Here is a 19754-nt window from a genome sequence, read left to right as displayed (position 1 = left end):
GATATATTGTGAGTTTTGATAGATATATTTTAAAAATCGTTGATATATTGTAAGTTATGATAGATATATTCGAAAAATCGTTGATATAATTTCATTTACCACAGGATTGTTCAACAAATCGAAAAGAGAAGAGGTCACAGCAGACATCTCCTCTTTTCGAGTATATAGATTATCGCCCAAACTTCACAATGAAAGTATCTGCTGTTTTCTCCATCTCATACCCACGATACCCCTCCGAAAGCAAAGCCTGCTGTCCACTAGCATCACTCATTAGAATACTTTGAATATCCGTCCAATCGCTTTCTTTATCTCCGCGCAATTTCTTCACAAAAACATACCGCAGACTACCACCATACTTCTCCTTTAGCGCAGCAATCGCCATCCCTTGCGCAAACTTATCCTTCAAACTCGGGATGTTAAAAGGAGCAACGGTGCAGCATACATAATCATATTTGCTATCTTCTTTTTGCAATTCGTCCATGATGACGTTTGCTAATATTTTTTGCATACCATTTCCTCGGCAGTTCGGATGAACGTTTGAGATTTCTTGATAGATGACGCGGTGCAGTTCACTTTCTGATAGACCAATATCAAGCCCTAAATGTTCATCGTCGATAGGAGGGACGAGTAGAGCGCGAAATGCGATGAGTTCGTTTTCGATAAAAGCACCGATCATCATGCCGTTTCCTTCTAGAATGTATTGAAATTCTTCTTGTGAGAGTGGTTGTAAACGACTTTTATCTTCTAGTGCTTCAACTACAATGTTTTGTAGTGATAAAATTTGTTCGATGTGCTCTAGTGATAGTAATGTAACGTGAAATGATTCGTTATTTTGTTTTAATGTTCCTTCGTATAGAACCGTCATATGATAGTCCTCCTTTAGCGTACAACGTCTTGAAAGACGGTTAGTTCTTGTAATGTATCTTCGTTTATTTCAATGCCGAGTCCGGGCTTTTCGTTTAAGCGAATGAATGGTACGTCGTAATGTAAGTTTCCGATGTCTTTTGTGAATTTTAATGGCCCTGTTAGCTCTACGCTCGTAATGATTTTTTTTGAGAAAGCGACATGGAATCCTGCGGAAGAGGCAACAGATGATTCGACCATTGATCCCACTTGGCATTCAATGCCTGCCATTTCTGCTTGATGAGCGAGCTTTACAGCTGGATATATGCCGCCGCATTTCATTAGTTTTATATTTACTTTATCAGCAGCTTCTAATTTAATAATTTGGCGCATTTCACGAGAACTTTTTAATCCTTCATCAATCATAAGCGGGAGGTCTGTTTTAGAACGAATATGAGCCATGGCATCAATATCGTCCGCGATAACAGGTTGTTCAATCCAGTCAATGTTTAAATGTCCTAATGAACGTAGTGCTGTTAATGTGTTTGCGCTATTTTTCCAGCCTTGGTTTACATCAACGCGAATAGCGATGTCATTTCCTACACGTTCTCGTACAGCTTCAATACGTTTCACATCTTCTTTTACATTTGTACCAACTTTCATTTTGAAAGATTGGTAACCTTTTTGAATCATAGAAGCAGCTTCTTCAGCCATGTTTTCTGGATCGGCAATACTTAAAACATGAGTGACAGGGAATTCTTCATGGTAGCGCCCGCCAATTAATTGATATACAGGTTGATTTAGTTTTTTGCCCATTATATCAAAACAAGCAATATCAATTGCGGCTTTCGCTGTTGGAACACCGTAAATTGTATTGTCCATCATGTCGTGTATTTTTTCAATATTCATTGGATTTTGCCCGATTAGAGCAGGGGTTAGCGTATGTTTTAAAGTATAGAAAGTACTTTCCCATGATTCACCTGTGACGTGATCATCAGCAACGCCTTCACCGTAACCGATAATACCTTCATCTGTTTCCATTTTGACGATAATAGAGGGCATATCAGAATAAGAGCCATAACTAATAACAAACGGATTGCGAAGCGGTAAACGAATTGCGTAAAGATGAATAGCTGTAATTTTCATTGAATAGAGACCCCTTCCTGTTTACAATAGTTTTATACATTTGATATAGTTGACGTTAAATAGTCGTTAATTAATGATAAGGAGTTAGAGAAAATGATGATAAAAATTGCAGTTGTCGGTTCAAAGGAGTTTATGGAGAACCTTTTTCCTATTGCTCAAAAATTAGAAGGAATAGAAATTGATCCATATATTTACCTTCATCCGGCGGAATCTTCTGAACTATTAAAGTGTTTAAAGCCTTGTGATGTCATCTTTTTCTCAGGTGCTTTACCTTATTATATGGCAAAAGAAATAAGAGAACAATTACAAATTCCAAGTACATACTTACAGCAAGACGAGACAACTGTCGCATCTTCAATTCTTTCTATCATGTATCATCAAAGTATTCAACCACATAACATTTCCATCGATTTAGTAGACCGCTCGTTTATTACAAATGTGTTCCATGATATCGGTATAAAAGAAAGTCCGCAAGTGTTGGATTATGAAAATATGCTGTGGAGTAAGGATGAGATAAATAGAGTTATCGATTTTCATGTAGCTAAATATCAATCTGGAGAGGCTCATTTAGCTTTAACTAGTATTCACGCTGTTTACGACGAGCTTCAAAAAATAGGTGTTCCTTCAGAGCGTATGATTGATCCAACACAATCCGTTATACATGGGCTAAAAGATGCAAAAATAAAAGCTGAGTTAGCAAAAAGCTATTCAGCTACTGTTGGTGCTTGTATTATTTCTTCCTTAGAATTACGAACGAGTTTGCTTGAAAAACTAGATGTCATTTCAAAAGAGCTACGTGGTTCATTTAAACAAGTGGATGAAATGACATGCATTTTGTATACAACTCGTGGTGATATCGAATCAATTATTAAAACAAATGCGATAGATAACTTGTTTGCGAGCGTAGAAGGAACGATAGCTATTGGATTTGGTTATGGGAAAACCGTGAAAGAAGCGGAGCAAAATGCAAAAATTGCTCAAAGTTTTGCAAAGAACAATCCAATAGATCGTTGTTTTTATATACTAACAAGTGATAAAGATTTGTTTGGTCCGTTCCCGAAAGAACAGAGAGTACAAAGTTTGAAAAATGATAATCCGGAACTAATGAAAATAGCGAAGGAAACGAAGCTTAGTCCGGCCAACTTGTCAAAAATCATTCAATTTAGTCAATCGCACCCGTCATTGAAGTTTACAGCAGCTGACCTTTCTGAGTATTTACAAGTGACTCGAAGATCGACAGAAAGGTTGTTAAAGAAATTAGTTGATTACGGGTATGCTCATATTTGCGGCGAGGAAATGCCCTATCAACAAGGGCGACCTCGCGCACTATATGAACTGAATTTACCGCTATTTTTAAGCTTCTAGTTGAGCTTTTTGTTTCTTTAGTAGTTCTGCTTTTTCAATGTCTGATAGTTTTACAATTGTGAAGCCTGTTATACCATAAATGATTGAGATAATAGGTACGATGAAATTTAAAATAGCATAAGGGGCATATTCAAATGCACCTACGCCAAGTGTAGCGAGAATAAATACACCGCACGTATTCCAAGGAACGAAGACAGAAGTTAATGTTCCGCCATCTTCTAATGCTCTGGATAAGTTTTTTGAATGTAGTCCTTTTTCCGTGTATGCATTTGCGTACATTCTTGAAGGGACAACAATTGAAATATATTGTTCAGAGCAAGTAAGGTTTGTTGCAAAACAAGATGCGATAGTAGAAGCGATAAGCCCTTTTGCTGATGTCGCTAACTTTAAAATTTGATTTACAATTGAGCGAAGAATACCTGTATGTTCTAATACTCCTCCGAAAGTCATAGCGACAATTGTCATCGAGACTGTATTCATCATCGAATCTAAGCCACCGCGGTTAAATAGTTCGTCTACTAGCTTGTTTCCAGTGTCTATAACAAATCCAGCTTGGAGTGCACCGACAGATGCTGAGACAGAACCACCTTGAATAAAGACTTGTGATAAAAATCCTAAAATAATACCGACGAGAATCGCTGGTATAGCAGGGACCTTTTTAGCGACCAATACCATAACGACTACGGGTATAATGAGTAGGAAAGGTGAGATAACAAAGTTTTGTTGCAATACTTGTAACGTTTGATCGATGCTCTTCGCATCAATATTGTTAGCGCCGAAGCTTCTTCCTAAGACCGCGTAGACGATAAGAGTAATAATTAAACCTGGAACTGTAGTAAATAACATATGACGAATGTGTGCGAATAAATCTGTATTTGTTAATCCTGCGGCTAAGTTAGTTGTGTCTGAAAGCGGTGACATTTTATCGCCAAAATAAGAGCCTGAAATAATGGCACCAGCAACCATTGGAGCTGGAATTCCCATACTTAGGCCAATTCCCATTCCAGCAACACCAATTGTGCCCATTGTAGACCAAGAGCTACCAATTGCTAATGCTACGATAGAACAAATGACGGTAATGGAAACTAAAAATAGTGATGGAGTTAAAAGTTTTAAACCGTAATAAATCATCGTTGCGACGATTCCACCGCCAATCCAAGCACCAATTGTTAAGCCAACAAGAATAATAATGACGATAGCGGGTAATGCAAGACGAATCCCTTTATACATTGCTTCTTCAAGATCATTCCATTTGTAACCGTAACGCCAAGCGACAATAGAAGCAACGGTTGTACCAATAATAAGTGGAACGTGAGGGGTTTGTTTTAATACAACAATTGTAACCATCATAACTGCAACGGTAATGATAATAGGGATAATCGCTATTCCAAAAGGTATTTCTTTTTTCATAAAGTTCCTCCTTGTTACGTATGTTTGTTTGTATTTTTAGAATTGTCGTAAAATAGACGTTTATTAGGTTATGATAACTAAAAGTTTATGTAAGCGTCAACATAAAAAACAGAAAATAAGGAATGTTCTAATTGTTTGTTTAGTTTGTAATATAAGTGCAGAGTAAGCTTTTTAAGTATTTAAAAATAAATAATTGACTTTTTTCTTAAAATTCAATATGTTCATAAAAACATCTGTTTTTCATAAGTATAATTAACCCGAATCGTTTGTAATGTGGGAAGGAGACTGGAACGTTGAAAACATTAGAACTACAAGAGCGCTTAACGGAGATTTTTCAGCATTTACACGAAAACCCTGAAGTAAGTTGGAAAGAATATGAAACGACAGCGTATATTACTGACTTTTTAAAAGAAGAAGGAATTTCATATAGAACATTTGATGATTGTCCAGGTGTAATTGCTGAGATTGGAGGCGGGAATCCAGTTATTGCGATTCGTGCTGATATGGATGCACTTTGGCAAGAAGTAAATGGAGAATTTAAAGCGAACCATTCATGTGGCCATGATGCTCATATGACCATTGTAATGGGACTTATTTTACAATTGAAAAATATGAGATGGAAAAGTGGTACGGTTAGATTTATTTTTCAGCCAGCAGAAGAGAAGGGGAATGGTGCTTTGAAGATGGTGGAGAAAGGTGCTGTAGATGATGCTGATTTCTTATTTGGCGTCCATCTAAGACCAATTGAAGAACTATCTTTGAAACAAGCAGCCCCATCTATTCGTCATGGAGCAGCAGGATTTTTAGAGGGTATGATTCATGGGGAGGATGCACACGGGGCAAGACCACATCAAGGTGTGAATGCAATTGATGTCATTTCCATGATTAATATCGGTTTGAAAAATATTTGGCTGCCACCGCAAAGTTCTTATTCAGTAAAAATGACGAGATGCCAAGCGGGTGGTGATAATTTAAATATTATTCCGGGAAATGGTCATTTCAGTTTAGATGTAAGAGCAGAGAGTAATATACTATTAGAAGAATTAAAGAAAAAGATTGAGCATGTAATAGAATCAGCTGCATCGATGGGATCAAAAACTTCATACGAATGGATGGATCTTGCACCAGGAGCAGAGGTTTCCGAAGAAGCAGAGCGCTTTATGCGTAAAGGTATTCTCGAAGTGTATGGGGAAGAGAGATGCACAGGGCCTCTCTATACGACAGGAAGCGATGATTTCCATTACTATACAGTGAAAAGACCACATTTAAAAGCTGTTATGCTTGGACTAGGAGCAGACCTACAACCTGGATTACACCATCCGTATATGAGGTTTGATCATAGTTGTATTATGGATGGGGTAGAAATATTGAAACAAACTGTATTGAAAGTGTTAGAAGACAGGGGCTAGAGAGCTCCTGTTTTTTTGTCGTGAATTGTCGGCAAATCGATATATTTGAAAAAACGTTGATATATTTTGAGTTATGATAGATATATTGAGAAAATCGTTGATATATTTGAAGTTACGATAGATATATTAAGAAAATCGTTGATATATTTGAAGTTATGATAGATATATTGAGAAAATCGTTGATATATTTGAAGTTACGATAGATATATTAAGAAAATCGTTAATATAATTTCACGTACCTATTAATTTGATGAAAAATGAGCCTCCAGTACATGGTGTATAATAATAAGTACCATTTTTTAATAGGAGAAAACGAATGAACGAACAATATTACGATGCAGTTTTACATATAAAAACAGTCGGTGAGCAAAAAGGGTTTAACAAGTCTATGCATTATCATCGCTATGAACCGACACCGTATAGCGGGTTAGATGAGTTATTGAATCAATATGAAATACGAAGTAGCGACCGAATTGTAGACTTTGGGTGCGGAAAAGGGCGATTAAACTTTTATATGCATCATAAACGTGGTGCTTCAGCAGTTGGAATTGAAATGAATGAAGAGTTTTATAAAGAAGCGATGGATAATCGAGATCGTTATGCACGAAAGGCACGAAACAGTAAGGGGAAAATTCAATTCCAATGTTGTTTAGCGCAGGAATATGAGATTGATCCACATGATAATAGGTTTTATTTCTTTAATCCATTTTCTATACAAGTGTTTATGAATGTAGTAAATAACATTTTGCTTTCAGTAGAAGAAACGGGGAGAGAAGTGGATATTATTTTATATTATCCTTCTGAGGACTATATTTTCTTCTTAGAAAATCAGACTGCGTTTGAGCTGAAGAAAGAAGTTAGATTGCCAGGTGCTTATGAGAAGAATGGGAATGAGAGGTTTTTAGTTTATAGATTGGAGTGTTAATGTATGGGGGCTTGGGGAGTAGCAATATTATCAGACGATATTGCTGAAGATATTAAGTTACTGTATAAGGATTTGTTAGCAAATGAATATTCAAATGAGGACGCAAGTAGGATTGTAATTGAGGAATACAAGAATGAATTAGATAATGAAGAGACTATTGTTTTTTGGTTAGTATTTGCTTCCATACAATGGAGGTTAGGGAGACTTCAAGAGAATGTTAAGCAGGAGGCATTGCAAATAATAGAAAGTGGTGCAGATTTAGCCCGTTGGGAAGAAGAACCTAAATTACAGAAGAAACGTGAAGTAGTTTTAAATAAACTAAGAGAGCAGTTACATTCTCGGCAGCCAGAAGCTAAAAAAGTGCCGAAAAGATTTATAGCTAATACTTCTTTAAAAGCAGGTGATGCTGTTAGTTATGAATTAGTATCAGGGAGTTGTATTATTCTTAAAGTCATTGAGATTATTGAGGAATGGCACGGAGATAGGTATCCTCTATTTGAAATATGTGACTGGGAAGGCAAAGAAGTTCCTTCAAAGGAACAAATTAACCAATTTGGTTTAAAGAAAAGGATTTATGAAGATGGAAAGCAAGAAATGATGAAACTTGCTATTTATCCTTCAGGAAAAAGAGATAATCCAACTAAGAGAATGCAAATAGTAGCAGAAAATGTAAAAGTAGTATTGAATGTAGGTACACCTTATACAGTAATGAGTTGGAAGGAACTTGATAACTATTTACATGAAATATAATAAAAAAGACGCGCTACCAATAGGTAGCGCGTCTTTTTTATTAGTTACGGATTAAGTAATCAAATGCACCTAAAGCTGCGTTTGCACCTGAACCCATAGAGATGATGATTTGTTTGTACGGATTATTTGTACAGTCACCTGCAGCAAACACTCCTGGTACGTTTGTAGCGCCGTGCTTGTCTGTTACGATTTCACCGCGAACGCGTTCAACTGTTTCGCCTAACCAGTCTGTGTTTGGTACAAGACCGATTTGTACGAATACACCTTGTAATTCAACGTGATGAACTTCTTCAGTTTCACGATCGATGTAAGAAATACCGTTTACTTTATCAGTACCAGTGATTTCTTTCGTTTGAACGTTTTTCAGAACAGTTACGTTTGGTAAGCTGTTAAGACGCTCTTGTAATACAGCATCAGCTTTTAATTCTGGCATGAATTCAAGAACAGTTACGTGCTTAACGATACCTGCTAAGTCGATAGCTGCTTCAATACCAGAGTTACCTCCGCCGATAACTGCTACGTCTTTTCCAGTGAATAATGGACCGTCACAGTGTGGGCAATATGCTACACCTTTATTTTTGAACTCAGCTTCACCTGGTACGCCAACATTACGCCAGCGAGCACCTGTAGAAACGATTACGCTCTTACTTTTCAGAATAGCGCCGTTTTCAAGTTCCACTTCAATAAGTTCTTTTTTCTCTAAACGTTTCGCACGTTGTAGATTCATTACATCGATGTCGTATTCTTTTACGTGCTCTTCAAGGCTTGCTACTAGCTTAGGACCTTCAGTCTTTTTCACGCTGATGAAGTTCTCAATGCCCATAGTATCCATTACTTGACCACCGAAGCGCTCAGCAACGATACCAGTGCGGATGCCTTTACGTGCTGCGTAAATTGCTGCACTTGCACCAGCAGGGCCGCCACCAACAACAAGAACATCGTATGGATCTTTATCAGAAAGCTCTGATGCATCTGGACCGTTACCCATTTTAGCTAAAATTTCTTCAAGTGTCATACGACCGCTTCCGAAAGATTCGCCGTTTAGGTAAACAGTTGGTACTGCCATAATGTCTTTGCTTTCTACTTCCTCTTTGAATGCAGCGCCATCAATCATAGTATGTGTAATACCAGGGTTAAGAACGCTCATTACGTTAAGAGCTTGTACAACATCAGGACAGTTATGACAACTTAGGCTGATATAAGATTCAAAATGATATTCGCCTTGAATGTTTTTAATTTGATCGATTAATTTTTGTTCAACTTTTGGAGCGCGTCCACTTACTTGTAGTAAAGCTAACACTAATGATGTAAATTCGTGTCCTAATGGAATACCAGCGAATACGACACCAGTGTTTTCACCAGGGCGGTTTACGCTAAAGCTTGGTGTTCTCTCTAATTCAACTTTTTCTACTGTAATCTTAGATGACATAGTAGCTAATTCGTCTACTAGAGCTAACATATCTTTAGATACGTTATCGTCTCCTGCGCTTACTTTAAGTAAAATATCGTTCTCCATTAATTGAAGGTATTGGGATAGTTGTGTTTTTATATCTGCATCTAGTATCATTTTGATCGAACTCCTTAGATTTTGCCTACAAGGTCAAGGCTTGGTTTAAGTGTTGCAGAACCCTCTTGCCATTTAGCTGGGCAAACTTCACCTGGGTTGTTACGTACGTATTGAGCAGCTTTAATTTTGTTAACAAGAATGCTTGCGTCACGGCCGATACCGTCAGCATTGATTTCCATAGATTGGATAACGCCGTCTGGATCGATGATGAATGTACCACGAGCAGCAAGACCTTCTTCTTCCATTAAAACGTTGAAGTTTGTAGTGATTGTGCGAGTTGGGTCACCAATCATGATGTACTCGATTTTGCCGATAGTTTCTGAGCTATCATGCCATGCTTTGTGAGTGAAGTGAGTGTCTGTAGATACAGAGTATACTTCAACGCCTAAGTCTTTTAGAGTTGCGTATTGGTTTTGTAAGTCTTCAAGTTCAGTTGGGCAAACGAATGTGAAGTCAGCTGGGTAGAAACAAACTACACTCCATTTTCCTTTTAAACTTTCGTCAGTAACTTGGATAAATTCTCCATTATGGTAAGCATTAGCTTTAAACGGTTTTACTTCTGTGCCGATTAATAACATGTTAAAATTCCTCCTAAATGTTGGTTTTGAGCATCAAAAAATAGTGTGCTCATAAAATATATTTTTTAATTAACTATAATAATTCTAATTCGATATTAATTATCATATAGAAGTGGTTATTTTGTCAAGAGAATAAACCAACTTTATACCAATTTAATTAATATTTATTCTCAATTAAGACTAACAGGGAATGGAAAGGTAATTTTAAGTCTATAAATTTTAGATGAGTAGTTGAAAGTTTAGTGTGTATGTTAGAGATAGTGTGTAAGTTTAATTTCTTAGGAAGGAAATATTTCTTAGAAGTTATGTATTTGAAAAGGAACTGCTTATTTCTATTTTACAAAGAATTGTGCGATAAATAAAATAAAATGAATCGAAATCTTTTTGAACAATTTTTGTCATCTCAAATATATAATTAGGAAGTATATTACGATGATAGTTAGAAATATTGACTCAAAGTGCTAACGAGATATAATAAAACCTAGATATACCTTTCAAAAAGAAGAATACATATTTATAGGATGAAAAAATTCAACCTATTATTTTTTATAGCTTTTAGAAAACGCTTACAATTGGTGTGGAGGGGAAACCATGTCTAAGTTCACAAAGTATTTTTTAATGGAAGCTAAAGATGTGATTGCATATGTGAAAGAGAAATTATCTAAGTTTGAACATGCAAAGGGGTTACAGTGTAAAGAAATAGGTGATGGCAATTTAAATTATGTGTTCCGCGTTTGGGATGAAAAAGAGAACATGTCTGTCATCGTAAAGCAAGCTGGGGATACAGCTCGCATTTCAGATGAGTTTAAGTTGTCGACGAATCGTATTCGTATAGAATCAGATGTTTTGCAGTTAGAGGATGAGTTAGCACCTGGACTTGTTCCTAAGGTGTATTTATTTGATAGTGTGATGAATTGTTGCGTAATGGAAGATTTATCGGATCACACAATATTACGTACAGCACTTATAAATCATCAAATATTTCCGAGGCTTGCGGATGATTTAACTACTTTTATGGTAAATACACTTTTGTTAACATCGGATGTTGTAATGAATCATAAAGAGAAGAAGAAACTTGTGAAGAATTATATAAATCCTGAATTATGTGAGATTACAGAGGACCTCGTATATTCAGAACCATTTACAAATCATAATAAGCGTAATGAGTTATTTCCGTTAAATGAGGGATGGATTAGGGAACATATTTATAGTGATAAAGAGCTTCGTATGGAAGTAGCGAAACGTAAATTTTCTTTTATGACGAATGCACAGGCATTACTTCATGGTGATTTACATACTGGTTCTGTTTTTGTAAGAGATGATTCTACAAAGGTTATTGATCCTGAGTTTGCTTTTTATGGACCTATGGGATATGACGTTGGGAATGTAATGGCGAATTTAATGTTTGCTTGGGTGAATGCAGATGCAACGATGTCACCTGGAGCTGAGAAAGATACGTATATGGATTGGTTACAAACTACGATGGTAGAGGTAATTGATTTATTTAAGCAGAAGTTTTTAGGTGCTTGGGATATTCATGTGACCGAGATTATGGCGAAGGAAGAAGGCTTTAGCGAAGTCTATTTGCAATCTGTATTAGAGGATACAGCTGCAGTGACAGGTCTGGAATTAATTCGCCGTATTGTTGGATTAGCGAAAGTAAAAGATATTACTTGTATTGGGAATGAGGAAGCACGTGCTAGAGCGGAGCGAATTTGTCTTCAAGTAGCGAAGGGTTTTATTTTACGAGCGAATCAATATAGAACGGGCACAAGTTTTGTAGAAACGTTAAAAGAACAGTCAATGCACTACGCGAAGTAAGGGGAGAATATGATGGAAGAGCAATTAATACCAATTCAGTGGAAAGATGATGCTTTAGTTTTGTTAGATCAAACGTTATTACCAAATGAAATTGTCTATGAATCTTTTAAAACAGCTGAAAGTGTGTGGGATGCGATTCAAGTAATGAAAGTACGAGGTGCACCCGCGATTGGTGTTTCAGCTGCTTATGGAGTGTATTTAGGGATAAAGGAATTTGCTGAAAGTACGGAAGAGGGATTTATGGATGAAGTAAGAAAGGTATGTACATACTTGGCGACATCAAGACCGACTGCCGTAAATTTATTTTGGGCACTTGAAAGAATGGAAAGTGTAGCGACAGATAATATTCATTTATCAATCTCACAGCTGAAAAATAGATTACTAGAAGAGGCAAAAGAGATTCATAGAGAAGATGAAGAAATTAACCGTCAAATTGGAGAACATGCATTAACATTATTCCATGATGGAATGGGAGTATTAACACATTGTAATGCTGGTGCGTTAGCGACAACTAAGTATGGTACCGCGACAGCTCCCATGTACTTAGCGAAAGAAAAAGGATGGGACTTAAAAATCTATTCTGATGAAACACGCCCTAGATTACAAGGTTCAACGTTAACAGCATTAGAACTGCAGCGAGCAGGCATTGACGTTACTGTTATTACAGATAATATGGCAGCTATGGTCATGTCACAAGGGAAGATTGATGCGGTAATTGTTGGATGTGATCGTGTGGCAGCAAATGGTGATGTAGCAAATAAAATTGGCACATTAGGCGTATCTATTTTAGCTAAGTACTACAACATTCCGTTTTATGTAGCAGCGCCAACACCGACAATTGATTTAAAGACATCGACAGGAAAAGAAATTCCGATTGAAGAAAGAGATGCTTCTGAAGTGATTAATCGCTTCGGACAATATTCTGCTCCGAAAGAAAGTAAAGTATATAATCCAGCATTTGATGTTACTCCACATGAAAATGTAACAGCGATTATTACAGAAAAAGGGATTGTAAAGGCACCGTTTACGGAGAATTTAAAAAAGCTATTTCAATAAGTAGATAAATGTAAAAGTCAGTCATCATAAGCTTCATACTTAGGGGGATGTATATGTTATTACAAAAAGAAAGAGAAGAAATTGTAGCGTATGGAAAGAAAATGATTTCTAGTGGTTTAACAAAGGGAACGGGCGGTAATATTAGTATCTTTAATCGTGAACAAGGTCTTGTTGCGATTAGCCCAAGTGGTTTAGAGTATTATGAAACAAAGCCTGAAGATGTAGTTATATTAAACCTAGATGGTGAAGTAGTAGAAGGAGAGAGAAAACCATCAAGTGAATTAGATATGCACCTTATTTACTATAGGAAGCGTGAAGATATAAATGCGCTTGTGCATACACACTCTCCTTACGCGAAGACGATTGCATCATTAGGATGGGAGCTTCCTGCTGTATCGTATTTAATTGCTTTCGCAGGACCGAATGTGCGCTGTGCACCGTATGAAACATTTGGTACGAAGCAATTAGCGGAGGCTGCTTTTGAAGGCATGATTGATCGCCGTGCTGTTTTACTTGCAAATCACGGTTTAATTGCTGGTGCAAATAATATAAAAATGGCGTTTACTGTTGCAGAAGAGATTGAGTTTTGTGCTCAAATTTATTATCAAACGAAAAGCATTGGGGAACCAAAGCTATTGCCAGAAGATGAGATGGAGAATTTGGCGAAGAAGTTTGAAGGGTATGGGCAGCAGTAGAATGAAACAAAAACACCCTCAAGAAATCTTGAGGGTGTTTTTTAAGCTTTTTTAAGCAACAAATACATAAAGTAAGGAGCCCCAATTAAAGCAACGACAATACCTGCTGGAATGCCATTAGGATCAACGATATTTCGTCCGATTGTATCTGCTAATAATAATAGCCATCCGCCGATTAAAAGGGCGATAGGCATGAAGATTTGATGTCTTGGACCTACTAAAGATTTCGCGATATGAGGAGCCATTAATCCGATAAAGCTAATTCCTCCTGTTACGGAAACAGCTGCGGCTGCAAGTGCAACGGCTGCAACTAATAAGTACCTGCGTTCTTTTTCAATTTCAATTCCAACGCCAATTGCGACTGGTTCGTTTAATGCTAAAATGTTTAATCGATTTGCTTTATAGAAAACAAACGGAATGAATACGATTAACCATGGGAGCATTGCTAAAACGAAAATCCAGTCATCTCCCCAAATATTTCCGGCAATCCATTTTGAGATAAAGTCCACTTTCATACGATCAGCGGATGAAATAAGGACAATCATCGCTCCAGATAGTGCAAATGCAAAACCGATACCAGTTAATGTTAATCGTATTGGTTGAAGTCCAGTTGATTTACTATATGAAAACACGTAAATTAGAACAGCTGTCAGAAATGCCCCAATAAATCCAACGACAGGTAGTAAGTAAAGAAATGAACCTACGTCTATTGGAAAGTATAAAAAGAAAATAGCAACAGCAACACCAGCCCCAGAGTTAATACCAAGAATACCAGGTTCAGCTAAATCATTTCGGGTAATTCCTTGCAGAATAGCCCCTGATAAAGCGAGAGCCATACCAGCTAATAATGTAATGACAATTCTAGGTAGTCTTAAAGAGTATAAAACAAACTCCTCTTTAAAAGTCCCTTGCCCCATTAATGTTGGGAGTAGTCGATCATAAGATAAAGATGCTGAACCAAGTCCCATTCCAACTACAATGGTTGTGATGATTACTATAAGTAAAGCGAGTATAATGAGACGCTGTTTTCTTAAAATAGATTGCATCATGAGAATGTTTTTCCTCCTTTACGTACAATGAATAGGAAGAATGGTAACCCTACAATCGCAACAATTGCCGCAACTGGTGTTTCGTATGGAGCGTTAATAGTACGTCCGATTGTATCTGCAAGTAGCATAAAGGAAGCTCCAGCAATTGCTGACATCGGTATAACAAATCGGTAATCTGGACCGACAATTGGGCGTACCATGTGAGGTACCATTAAGCCGATAAATGCCATATTTCCAACAAGCGCTACAGATGCACCTGCAAGTAAGATAATAATGATAAATAAAATAGTTTTAATAACAATAATTTTTTGACCTAGTCCAATAGCCACTTCTTCACTGAAACTAAGAACTGTCAATTTTTTTGCTAGTAAGATAGCGATAAAGATACTAATTGAAATGACTGGAATAATAATTTTTAATTGGCTCCAAGTTGTTCCAATTACGCCCCCAGCAGTCCAAAGTGATACATCTTGTGAAATTTTAAAGTAAATGCCGATTCCTTCTGAAATTGCGAGTAGAAATGCTGAAACTGCAGCGCCCGCTAATACAATTCGAAGAGGAGAAAGGCCGCCTTTTTTCACCATACCAATTCCAAATACCATAATTGCGCCAATTGCAGCACCGATAAAGCAAGCTAATGTTAAGTAAAGATAGCTGATGGAAGGGTTGAAAGCAAGTGTCAGTGCAAGCGCAGCATTTGCTCCACCAGATAGCCCTAATAATCCAGGGTCCGCAAGTGGATTTCGTGTTAATCCTTGCATAATTGCCCCAGAAACGGCTAATCCAGCTCCTACAAAAATAGCAGCAACTTCACGTGGTAAACGTATTTCTCGAATAATAGATATTTTGTCTCCTTTAGCGGAGGAAGTGAGTGCTAACCATACATCTTTTATCGAAGTATCTGCAGCACCTAATACCATTGCAACCATAAAAATAAGAAAGAATGCAATTAAGCTTAAAATTAGTTTGTATGTAAAAGCTATAGAACGTGGATTGTCATGATCTTTTGTCATTCGTTTCACATCTTTTCTGTTCATAGAATAAAGGAAGAGGAATTCTTAAATTAAGAATTCCTCATGTTTGTATTATTTACCAAGAAAGCTCTTCTTGAAGAAGTCTAGTTGGAAATCTAATGTAAGTGGATCATTGAAATAGAATTCCATCATGTTTGCTTCATATACGCGATTATTTTTTACTGCTGGGATGTTTTTATATGATTCTGTCTCTTGGAATGAGTTATCAGTATCTTTGTTTTTACTTACGATTAAGTAATCACCAGCAAATTCAGGTAATACCTCAGTAGATAATGCGTAGTAACCTTCTTTTAATGCTTTCTCTTTTACTTTTTCAGGCATTTTTAATTTCATTTCTTGGTACAGGATTTCTGTTCCACGGCCCCAGTTCTCGCCGTATACATAAAGCTGTTTGTTGAAGTTTTCTACAACAGAAACTGTTGCATCTTCACCGATTTTTGCTTTAATTTCTTTACCAGCTTCTTGTGCACGTTTCTTGAAGTCATCAACCCAAGTTTTTGCTTCTTTTTCTTTATTTAATAACTTACCGATTTCTAAATGCTGTGTTAAGTAATCAACTTTTCCGTAAGTGTATGTTACAGTAGGCGCGATTTTCTTTAACTTATCGACATTTTTAACATTTGATAAACCGATGATTAAATCTGGATTTAGTTCAGCGATTTTTTCAACATTTTCATCAGATACTTCAGCAACATCTTTAAGTTTGCTATCAAAACGTGGGTTTTGTTTAGACCATGAATCTACCCCAACAAGATTTACACCTAATGACATTACGTTACCAGCGAATGATGATAATACAACAACGCGTTTTGGATTTGCAGGAACTTCTACTTTTTTACCATCTTCAGATTGGTATGTAATTGTTTCTGATTTGCTACCTTTTGCATCGTTCTTTTTGTCTGTAGAGCTATTGCTACAAGCGCTCATAACAAGAACGAAAAGGACTGTTAGTGAAATAAATAACTTTTTCATCGTCTTTCTCCTTTAACATAGATGATATGTGTATACAATAATTTGTTTAACTGCAATCTTTTTGAAATAGTAGTGGTAATGCAAAAAAATTTATTAAAAATCTTGAATATGAGATTTTATAATATAGTAATAACCATATTAATGAAAGAAGATGTAATCTCAAATTTGCTAATTATTAACAAAATGATAATGATTATCACTATTGATTCTTTAAATAATATAATTTTATATAGGTGTATTGTCAATAGTAATTTTGATTGTAAATTTTGCGGAAACAGGTTATATTTTATTGAGAATGATAATCAACGATTAATAGCTGAGGAGTGAGCACGAATGAATCGAGAAGAATTGTTTGATGTAACCGTGATAGGCGGAGGACCTGCAGGGCTTTATTCAGCTTTTTATAGTGGACTCAGAGAAATGAGAACGAAAATAATAGAATTTCAACCACATTTAGGTGGAAAAATACATGTGTATCCGGAAAAAATGATTTGGGATGTAGGAGGACTATTGCCAGTTACAGGTGATAAGTTAATTGAACAACTTGTACAGCAAGGGTTAACATTTAAGCCGGAAGTTGTATTAGATACAAAAGTAGAATCGATTATTCGTAATCAAGATGGTACTTTTACATTAAAAACAAGTACTGGCGAAGAACACTTTTCAAAAACAGTTATTGTCGCAACAGGAAGTGGTATATTGAAACCGCAAAAGTTATCTATTGAAGGTGCTGAGCGATTTGAAGTATCGAATTTAAATTATACAGTTAAATCTTTAAAGCGTTTTAAAGGTAAAACAGTTATTATTTCCGGTGGAGGCAATTCTGCTGTTGATTGGGCAAATGAATTGGAACCAATTGCGAAAAAAGTGTATGTAACTTATAGAAAAGAAGAATTATCTGGTCATGAAGCACAAGTAAAACAACTTATGAACAGCTCAGCGGAGTGTTTCTTTAATACATCGATTACAAAATTAATTGCCGGTGATAATCATGAAGCGATCGAATATGTAGAATTAACAAATCATGAAACAGGTGAGGTTTCTCATTTACCTATTGATGAAGTTATTATTAATCATGGATATGAACGCGACATTACATTATTAGAAAATAGTGAGTTAGACGTTGCAATTATAGATAATTATTATATTGCAGGTAATGCAAATAGTGAGTCTTCAGTAGATGGATTATATGCTGCTGGAGATATTTTAAAGCACGAAGGGAAACTACACTTAATTGCAGGTGCATTCCAAGATGCTGGAAATGCTGTGAATAAAGCAAAGCAATTTATCCAACCAGATGCAAGTGAGTACGGAATGGTTTCTTCTCATAATGAAGTATTTAAGAAGAGAAATCGCGAACTGATTAAGCAGATGATAAAATAATAAGGAACAAGTATACCCCCACATACTTCTCTATTCAAATGGATAAGAGATGTACGTGGGGGTTTTCCTGTTTACTATATTTTCAATCATTATAATGACACCGGTTTCATCAGTTCATATGATATGAACATTTTATTGGTAAAGCATCCTAGAAAACAATTTAGATATGTTTTGCTTACGCAGAACATGGCTAAATTACGCTGTCCCTTTAGCGCGTTCATTAGGAAATGGCATATTTAGTATAGAAGCAATATACTGTTTTCCGTGTTTTCGAGCCAATGATTCTAATATTTGACGGACGCGTTTTGTAAGATGGCCTTGTTTTTTGATGGCTTCACAATATGCGTCATAGAAAGCATATTTAGCCCAAAGGAAATCATCTTGTTGGAATAAGAAATGATTTTTGTACCATTCACCAATTGTATGATAACAATTGTTTTCATGTATTGCTGTGCTTTGAGAAAGAAAACGATCAGATAAAGATACATTCAAATGAGAAATTGTGTTTTCTGTTTCAACTTGTAGTGTTTTTTCTAACATTGTAATGATGTGACGAGTAGCCATATGTTAACTCTCCTTTGTGTAAATGGGTAATACCATTCTATATTTAAAAAATTCTTACTATATAATACTATACAATATATGGAATGCATCTACCTGCTTTTTGAACTGCATTTACAAAATCTTTTTTATTTGTTTACAAAAATAAAGTAAAGTAAGATACAGTATAGATGAAAAAATAATAAAGGAATGAACGCATTGTATATAACAGTAGAAGAGACTGCGGAGTATTTGAATTTACCAAAATCGTATATTGAAGAGTTAATTCAGCAAAAGAAAATTCGTGCGCTATTCGATGGAGAGCAATATTTAGTAAATAAAGAACAATTTAATACACATTTAGAACAAATGGAGAAATATAAGCAATTAGTGGAAGAAATATTGAACGAACCAATTCCAGAAGATATGGATGTTAAAGACGAAGATTAAACTATGGAAAATCCCTTATGAAGATATGCAGAAATGTATATTCATAAGGGATTTTTTGTTTGAAGATATCAAAAACATAAGGAGTTCTTAGCCTTTCTTCAAATTTTGATAGGTAGTAGTCTACCATGTTAAAAGCATATTTTTTTCTAGCTAGGACAAACATAGAGAACGTAACCTGTACAGATACATATACTATCAGTGCAAAAGCTTATAAATTAATGGAAGGGGTTTTCTCGTGAGTTTATTTCATTGTGATTTTCTGAAAGACTTAATTGGATCTTTTGTGAGAGTAAACAGGGGTGGTCCAGAATCTCAAAAAGGGACAATAGTCGCTGTATGTTCGGATTACTTTGTATTAAAGAATGAAAAAGGAGAGCTCTATTACTATCAGATTCGTCATCTGAAAAGTATTACAAAAAATGTGAAAGATTGTAAAGCGGATGATTGCAGATGGTTGGAATGTGAATGTGAAGATGACTTTGAAAAGTTACTTCAAAGCTTCAAATATTGCTGGGTGAAAATTAATCGTGGTGGCCCAGAGAAAGTTGAAGGTATTTTACAAGATGTTTCTTGTGAATTTGTGACACTAATTGTAAAAGAAGAAGTTATATTAGTTGCAGTATCTCATATTAAGAGTGTAACAGTACCTTGTAGAGAGAGCGAAGAAAGCGAAAGTGAAAGCGAAAGTGAAAGTAATGATTCAGGTCGAGCTCGCGCACAAAGACAGTCAAGAAGAGGAAGATAATAAGAAAGGAGGATAC

At 36.0% G+C, this 19754-nt stretch carries 19 protein-coding genes; 10 read left to right on the top strand and 9 right to left on the bottom strand.

Annotation, left to right across the window (positions count from 1 at the left end):
* Positions 1-169: 169 nt before the first annotated feature.
* The gene (locus tag ACTFRM_RS24065) at positions 170-865 is read right to left on the bottom strand and encodes a hypothetical protein (RefSeq protein WP_000217554.1); all 696 of its coding nucleotides are present in this window, start codon (positions 863-865) and stop codon (positions 170-172) included.
* A gap of 14 nt (positions 866-879) precedes the next feature.
* Positions 880-1989: a mandelate racemase/muconate lactonizing enzyme family protein gene (locus ACTFRM_RS24060; RefSeq protein WP_000704497.1), complete on the bottom strand. Its 1110-nt coding sequence runs from the start codon at positions 1987-1989 to the stop codon at positions 880-882.
* 93 nt (positions 1990-2082) lie between these two features.
* On the opposite strand from ACTFRM_RS24060, the gene ACTFRM_RS24055 reads away from it, so the two are divergent.
* Positions 2083-3354: a hypothetical protein gene (locus ACTFRM_RS24055; protein WP_025687139.1), complete on the top strand. Its 1272-nt coding sequence runs from the start codon at positions 2083-2085 to the stop codon at positions 3352-3354.
* Here the strand turns inward: ACTFRM_RS24055 and nhaC are convergent.
* Positions 3343-4764 (bottom strand): Na+/H+ antiporter NhaC, encoded by a 1422-nt coding sequence (nhaC, locus tag ACTFRM_RS24050; RefSeq protein ID WP_017657392.1) that lies wholly within the window; start codon positions 4762-4764, stop codon positions 3343-3345. The genes ACTFRM_RS24055 and nhaC overlap by 12 nt on opposite strands.
* Before the next feature lie 293 nt (positions 4765-5057).
* Between nhaC and ACTFRM_RS24045 the strand changes: the two genes are divergently transcribed.
* The 3 genes from ACTFRM_RS24045 to ACTFRM_RS24035 all read left to right on the top strand — a co-directional run bounded on the left by ACTFRM_RS24045 (position 5058) and on the right by ACTFRM_RS24035 (position 7848).
* Positions 5058-6173, top strand: a complete 1116-nt coding sequence (locus tag ACTFRM_RS24045; RefSeq protein WP_000853516.1) for a M20 peptidase aminoacylase family protein — start codon at positions 5058-5060, stop codon at positions 6171-6173.
* Between the two features lie 316 nt (positions 6174-6489).
* Positions 6490-7098, top strand: coding sequence for an SAM-dependent methyltransferase (locus ACTFRM_RS24040; RefSeq protein ID WP_440043634.1), 609 nt, complete (start codon positions 6490-6492; stop codon positions 7096-7098).
* Between the two features lie 3 nt (positions 7099-7101).
* Positions 7102-7848 (top strand): hypothetical protein, encoded by a 747-nt coding sequence (locus tag ACTFRM_RS24035; RefSeq protein ID WP_000501503.1) that lies wholly within the window; start codon positions 7102-7104, stop codon positions 7846-7848.
* 40 nt (positions 7849-7888) lie between these two features.
* On the opposite strand, the gene ahpF is transcribed toward ACTFRM_RS24035, so the two are convergent.
* Positions 7889-9415 carry an alkyl hydroperoxide reductase subunit F gene (gene ahpF / locus ACTFRM_RS24030; RefSeq protein WP_000599508.1) on the bottom strand — a complete coding sequence of 509 codons (1527 nt, stop codon included), beginning with the start codon at positions 9413-9415 and terminating at the stop codon, positions 7889-7891.
* Positions 9416-9429: 14 nt separating this feature from the next.
* A complete protein-coding gene (gene ahpC, locus ACTFRM_RS24025) occupies positions 9430-9993 on the bottom strand; it encodes an alkyl hydroperoxide reductase subunit C (RefSeq protein WP_000924420.1) in 564 nt (187 codons plus the stop codon).
* Between the two features lie 591 nt (positions 9994-10584).
* Between ahpC and mtnK the strand changes: the two genes are divergently transcribed.
* From mtnK to ACTFRM_RS24010, 3 genes are read left to right on the top strand one after another with little or no spacing between them, the layout of a single operon-like run.
* Positions 10585-11814 (top strand): S-methyl-5-thioribose kinase, encoded by a 1230-nt coding sequence (mtnK, locus tag ACTFRM_RS24020; RefSeq protein WP_000033226.1) that lies wholly within the window; start codon positions 10585-10587, stop codon positions 11812-11814.
* Positions 11815-11823: 9 nt separating this feature from the next.
* Positions 11824-12870 (top strand): S-methyl-5-thioribose-1-phosphate isomerase, encoded by a 1047-nt coding sequence (gene mtnA, locus ACTFRM_RS24015; protein ID WP_025690395.1) that lies wholly within the window; start codon positions 11824-11826, stop codon positions 12868-12870.
* Positions 12871-12923: 53 nt separating this feature from the next.
* The gene (locus ACTFRM_RS24010) at positions 12924-13565 is read left to right on the top strand and encodes an L-fuculose-phosphate aldolase (RefSeq protein ID WP_000926557.1); all 642 of its coding nucleotides are present in this window, start codon (positions 12924-12926) and stop codon (positions 13563-13565) included.
* A gap of 41 nt (positions 13566-13606) precedes the next feature.
* Here the strand turns inward: ACTFRM_RS24010 and ACTFRM_RS24005 are convergent, their stop codons facing one another.
* The 3 genes from ACTFRM_RS24005 to ACTFRM_RS23995 are packed head-to-tail and all read right to left on the bottom strand — an operon-like array spanning position 13607 to position 16620.
* A complete protein-coding gene (locus ACTFRM_RS24005) occupies positions 13607-14614 on the bottom strand; it encodes a FecCD family ABC transporter permease (RefSeq protein ID WP_000983751.1) in 1008 nt (335 codons plus the stop codon).
* The gene (locus ACTFRM_RS24000) at positions 14611-15651 is read right to left on the bottom strand and encodes a FecCD family ABC transporter permease (RefSeq protein ID WP_002025239.1); all 1041 of its coding nucleotides are present in this window, start codon (positions 15649-15651) and stop codon (positions 14611-14613) included. The genes ACTFRM_RS24005 and ACTFRM_RS24000 overlap by 4 nt, the downstream gene beginning before the upstream one ends.
* A gap of 48 nt (positions 15652-15699) precedes the next feature.
* Positions 15700-16620, bottom strand: coding sequence for an iron-hydroxamate ABC transporter substrate-binding protein (locus ACTFRM_RS23995; protein ID WP_000732597.1), 921 nt, complete (start codon positions 16618-16620; stop codon positions 15700-15702).
* Positions 16621-16953: 333 nt separating this feature from the next.
* Between ACTFRM_RS23995 and ACTFRM_RS23990 the strand changes: the two genes are divergently transcribed.
* Positions 16954-18003, top strand: coding sequence for an NAD(P)/FAD-dependent oxidoreductase (locus ACTFRM_RS23990; protein WP_001078298.1), 1050 nt, complete (start codon positions 16954-16956; stop codon positions 18001-18003).
* A 195-nt stretch (positions 18004-18198) separates the two neighbouring features.
* Here ACTFRM_RS23990 and ACTFRM_RS23985 read toward each other — a convergent pair whose 3' ends face one another.
* Positions 18199-18567, bottom strand: a complete 369-nt coding sequence (locus tag ACTFRM_RS23985) for a hypothetical protein (protein WP_000235474.1) — start codon at positions 18565-18567, stop codon at positions 18199-18201.
* Positions 18568-18753: 186 nt separating this feature from the next.
* Here ACTFRM_RS23985 and ACTFRM_RS23980 point away from each other — a divergent pair, with 186 nt between their 5' ends.
* Together ACTFRM_RS23980 and ACTFRM_RS23975 are read left to right on the top strand one after the other, a co-directional pair.
* Positions 18754-18993 (top strand): helix-turn-helix domain-containing protein, encoded by a 240-nt coding sequence (locus tag ACTFRM_RS23980; protein ID WP_001998970.1) that lies wholly within the window; start codon positions 18754-18756, stop codon positions 18991-18993.
* Between the two features lie 235 nt (positions 18994-19228).
* Entirely contained in the window at positions 19229-19738 is a 510-nt protein-coding gene (locus ACTFRM_RS23975; protein WP_000051536.1) for a hypothetical protein, read from the top strand.
* Positions 19739-19754 lie beyond the last annotated feature (16 nt).

The organism is Bacillus cereus group sp. MYBK227-1 (assembly GCF_051916325.1).
Taxonomy (GTDB): Bacteria; Bacillota; Bacilli; order Bacillales; family Bacillaceae_G; genus Bacillus_A; species Bacillus_A cereus.
This window is presented reverse-complemented; position numbering and strand designations above follow the sequence as displayed.

Bases quoted from the DNA above. Each gene is read 5' to 3' on its own strand.
- ACTFRM_RS24065 (WP_000217554.1), bottom strand. From the start codon at position 865: ATGACGGTTCTATACGAAGGAACATTAAAACAAAATAACGAATCATTT.
- ACTFRM_RS24060 (WP_000704497.1), bottom strand. From the start codon at position 1,989: ATGAAAATTACAGCTATTCATCTTTACGCAATTCGTTTACCGCTTCGC.
- ACTFRM_RS24055 (WP_025687139.1), top strand. From the start codon at position 2,083: ATGATGATAAAAATTGCAGTTGTCGGTTCAAAGGAGTTTATGGAGAAC.
- nhaC (WP_017657392.1), bottom strand. From the start codon at position 4,764: ATGAAAAAAGAAATACCTTTTGGAATAGCGATTATCCCTATTATCATT.
- ACTFRM_RS24040 (WP_440043634.1), top strand. From the start codon at position 6,490: ATGAACGAACAATATTACGATGCAGTTTTACATATAAAAACAGTCGGT.
- ACTFRM_RS24035 (WP_000501503.1), top strand. From the start codon at position 7,102: ATGGGGGCTTGGGGAGTAGCAATATTATCAGACGATATTGCTGAAGAT.
- ahpF (WP_000599508.1), bottom strand. From the start codon at position 9,415: ATGATACTAGATGCAGATATAAAAACACAACTATCCCAATACCTTCAA.
- ahpC (WP_000924420.1), bottom strand. From the start codon at position 9,993: ATGTTATTAATCGGCACAGAAGTAAAACCGTTTAAAGCTAATGCTTAC.
- mtnK (WP_000033226.1), top strand. From the start codon at position 10,585: ATGTCTAAGTTCACAAAGTATTTTTTAATGGAAGCTAAAGATGTGATT.
- mtnA (WP_025690395.1), top strand. From the start codon at position 11,824: ATGATGGAAGAGCAATTAATACCAATTCAGTGGAAAGATGATGCTTTA.
- ACTFRM_RS24010 (WP_000926557.1), top strand. From the start codon at position 12,924: ATGTTATTACAAAAAGAAAGAGAAGAAATTGTAGCGTATGGAAAGAAA.
- ACTFRM_RS24005 (WP_000983751.1), bottom strand. From the start codon at position 14,614: ATGATGCAATCTATTTTAAGAAAACAGCGTCTCATTATACTCGCTTTA.
- ACTFRM_RS24000 (WP_002025239.1), bottom strand. From the start codon at position 15,651: ATGAACAGAAAAGATGTGAAACGAATGACAAAAGATCATGACAATCCA.
- ACTFRM_RS23995 (WP_000732597.1), bottom strand. From the start codon at position 16,620: ATGAAAAAGTTATTTATTTCACTAACAGTCCTTTTCGTTCTTGTTATG.
- ACTFRM_RS23990 (WP_001078298.1), top strand. From the start codon at position 16,954: ATGAATCGAGAAGAATTGTTTGATGTAACCGTGATAGGCGGAGGACCT.
- ACTFRM_RS23985 (WP_000235474.1), bottom strand. From the start codon at position 18,567: ATGGCTACTCGTCACATCATTACAATGTTAGAAAAAACACTACAAGTT.
- ACTFRM_RS23980 (WP_001998970.1), top strand. From the start codon at position 18,754: ATGAACGCATTGTATATAACAGTAGAAGAGACTGCGGAGTATTTGAAT.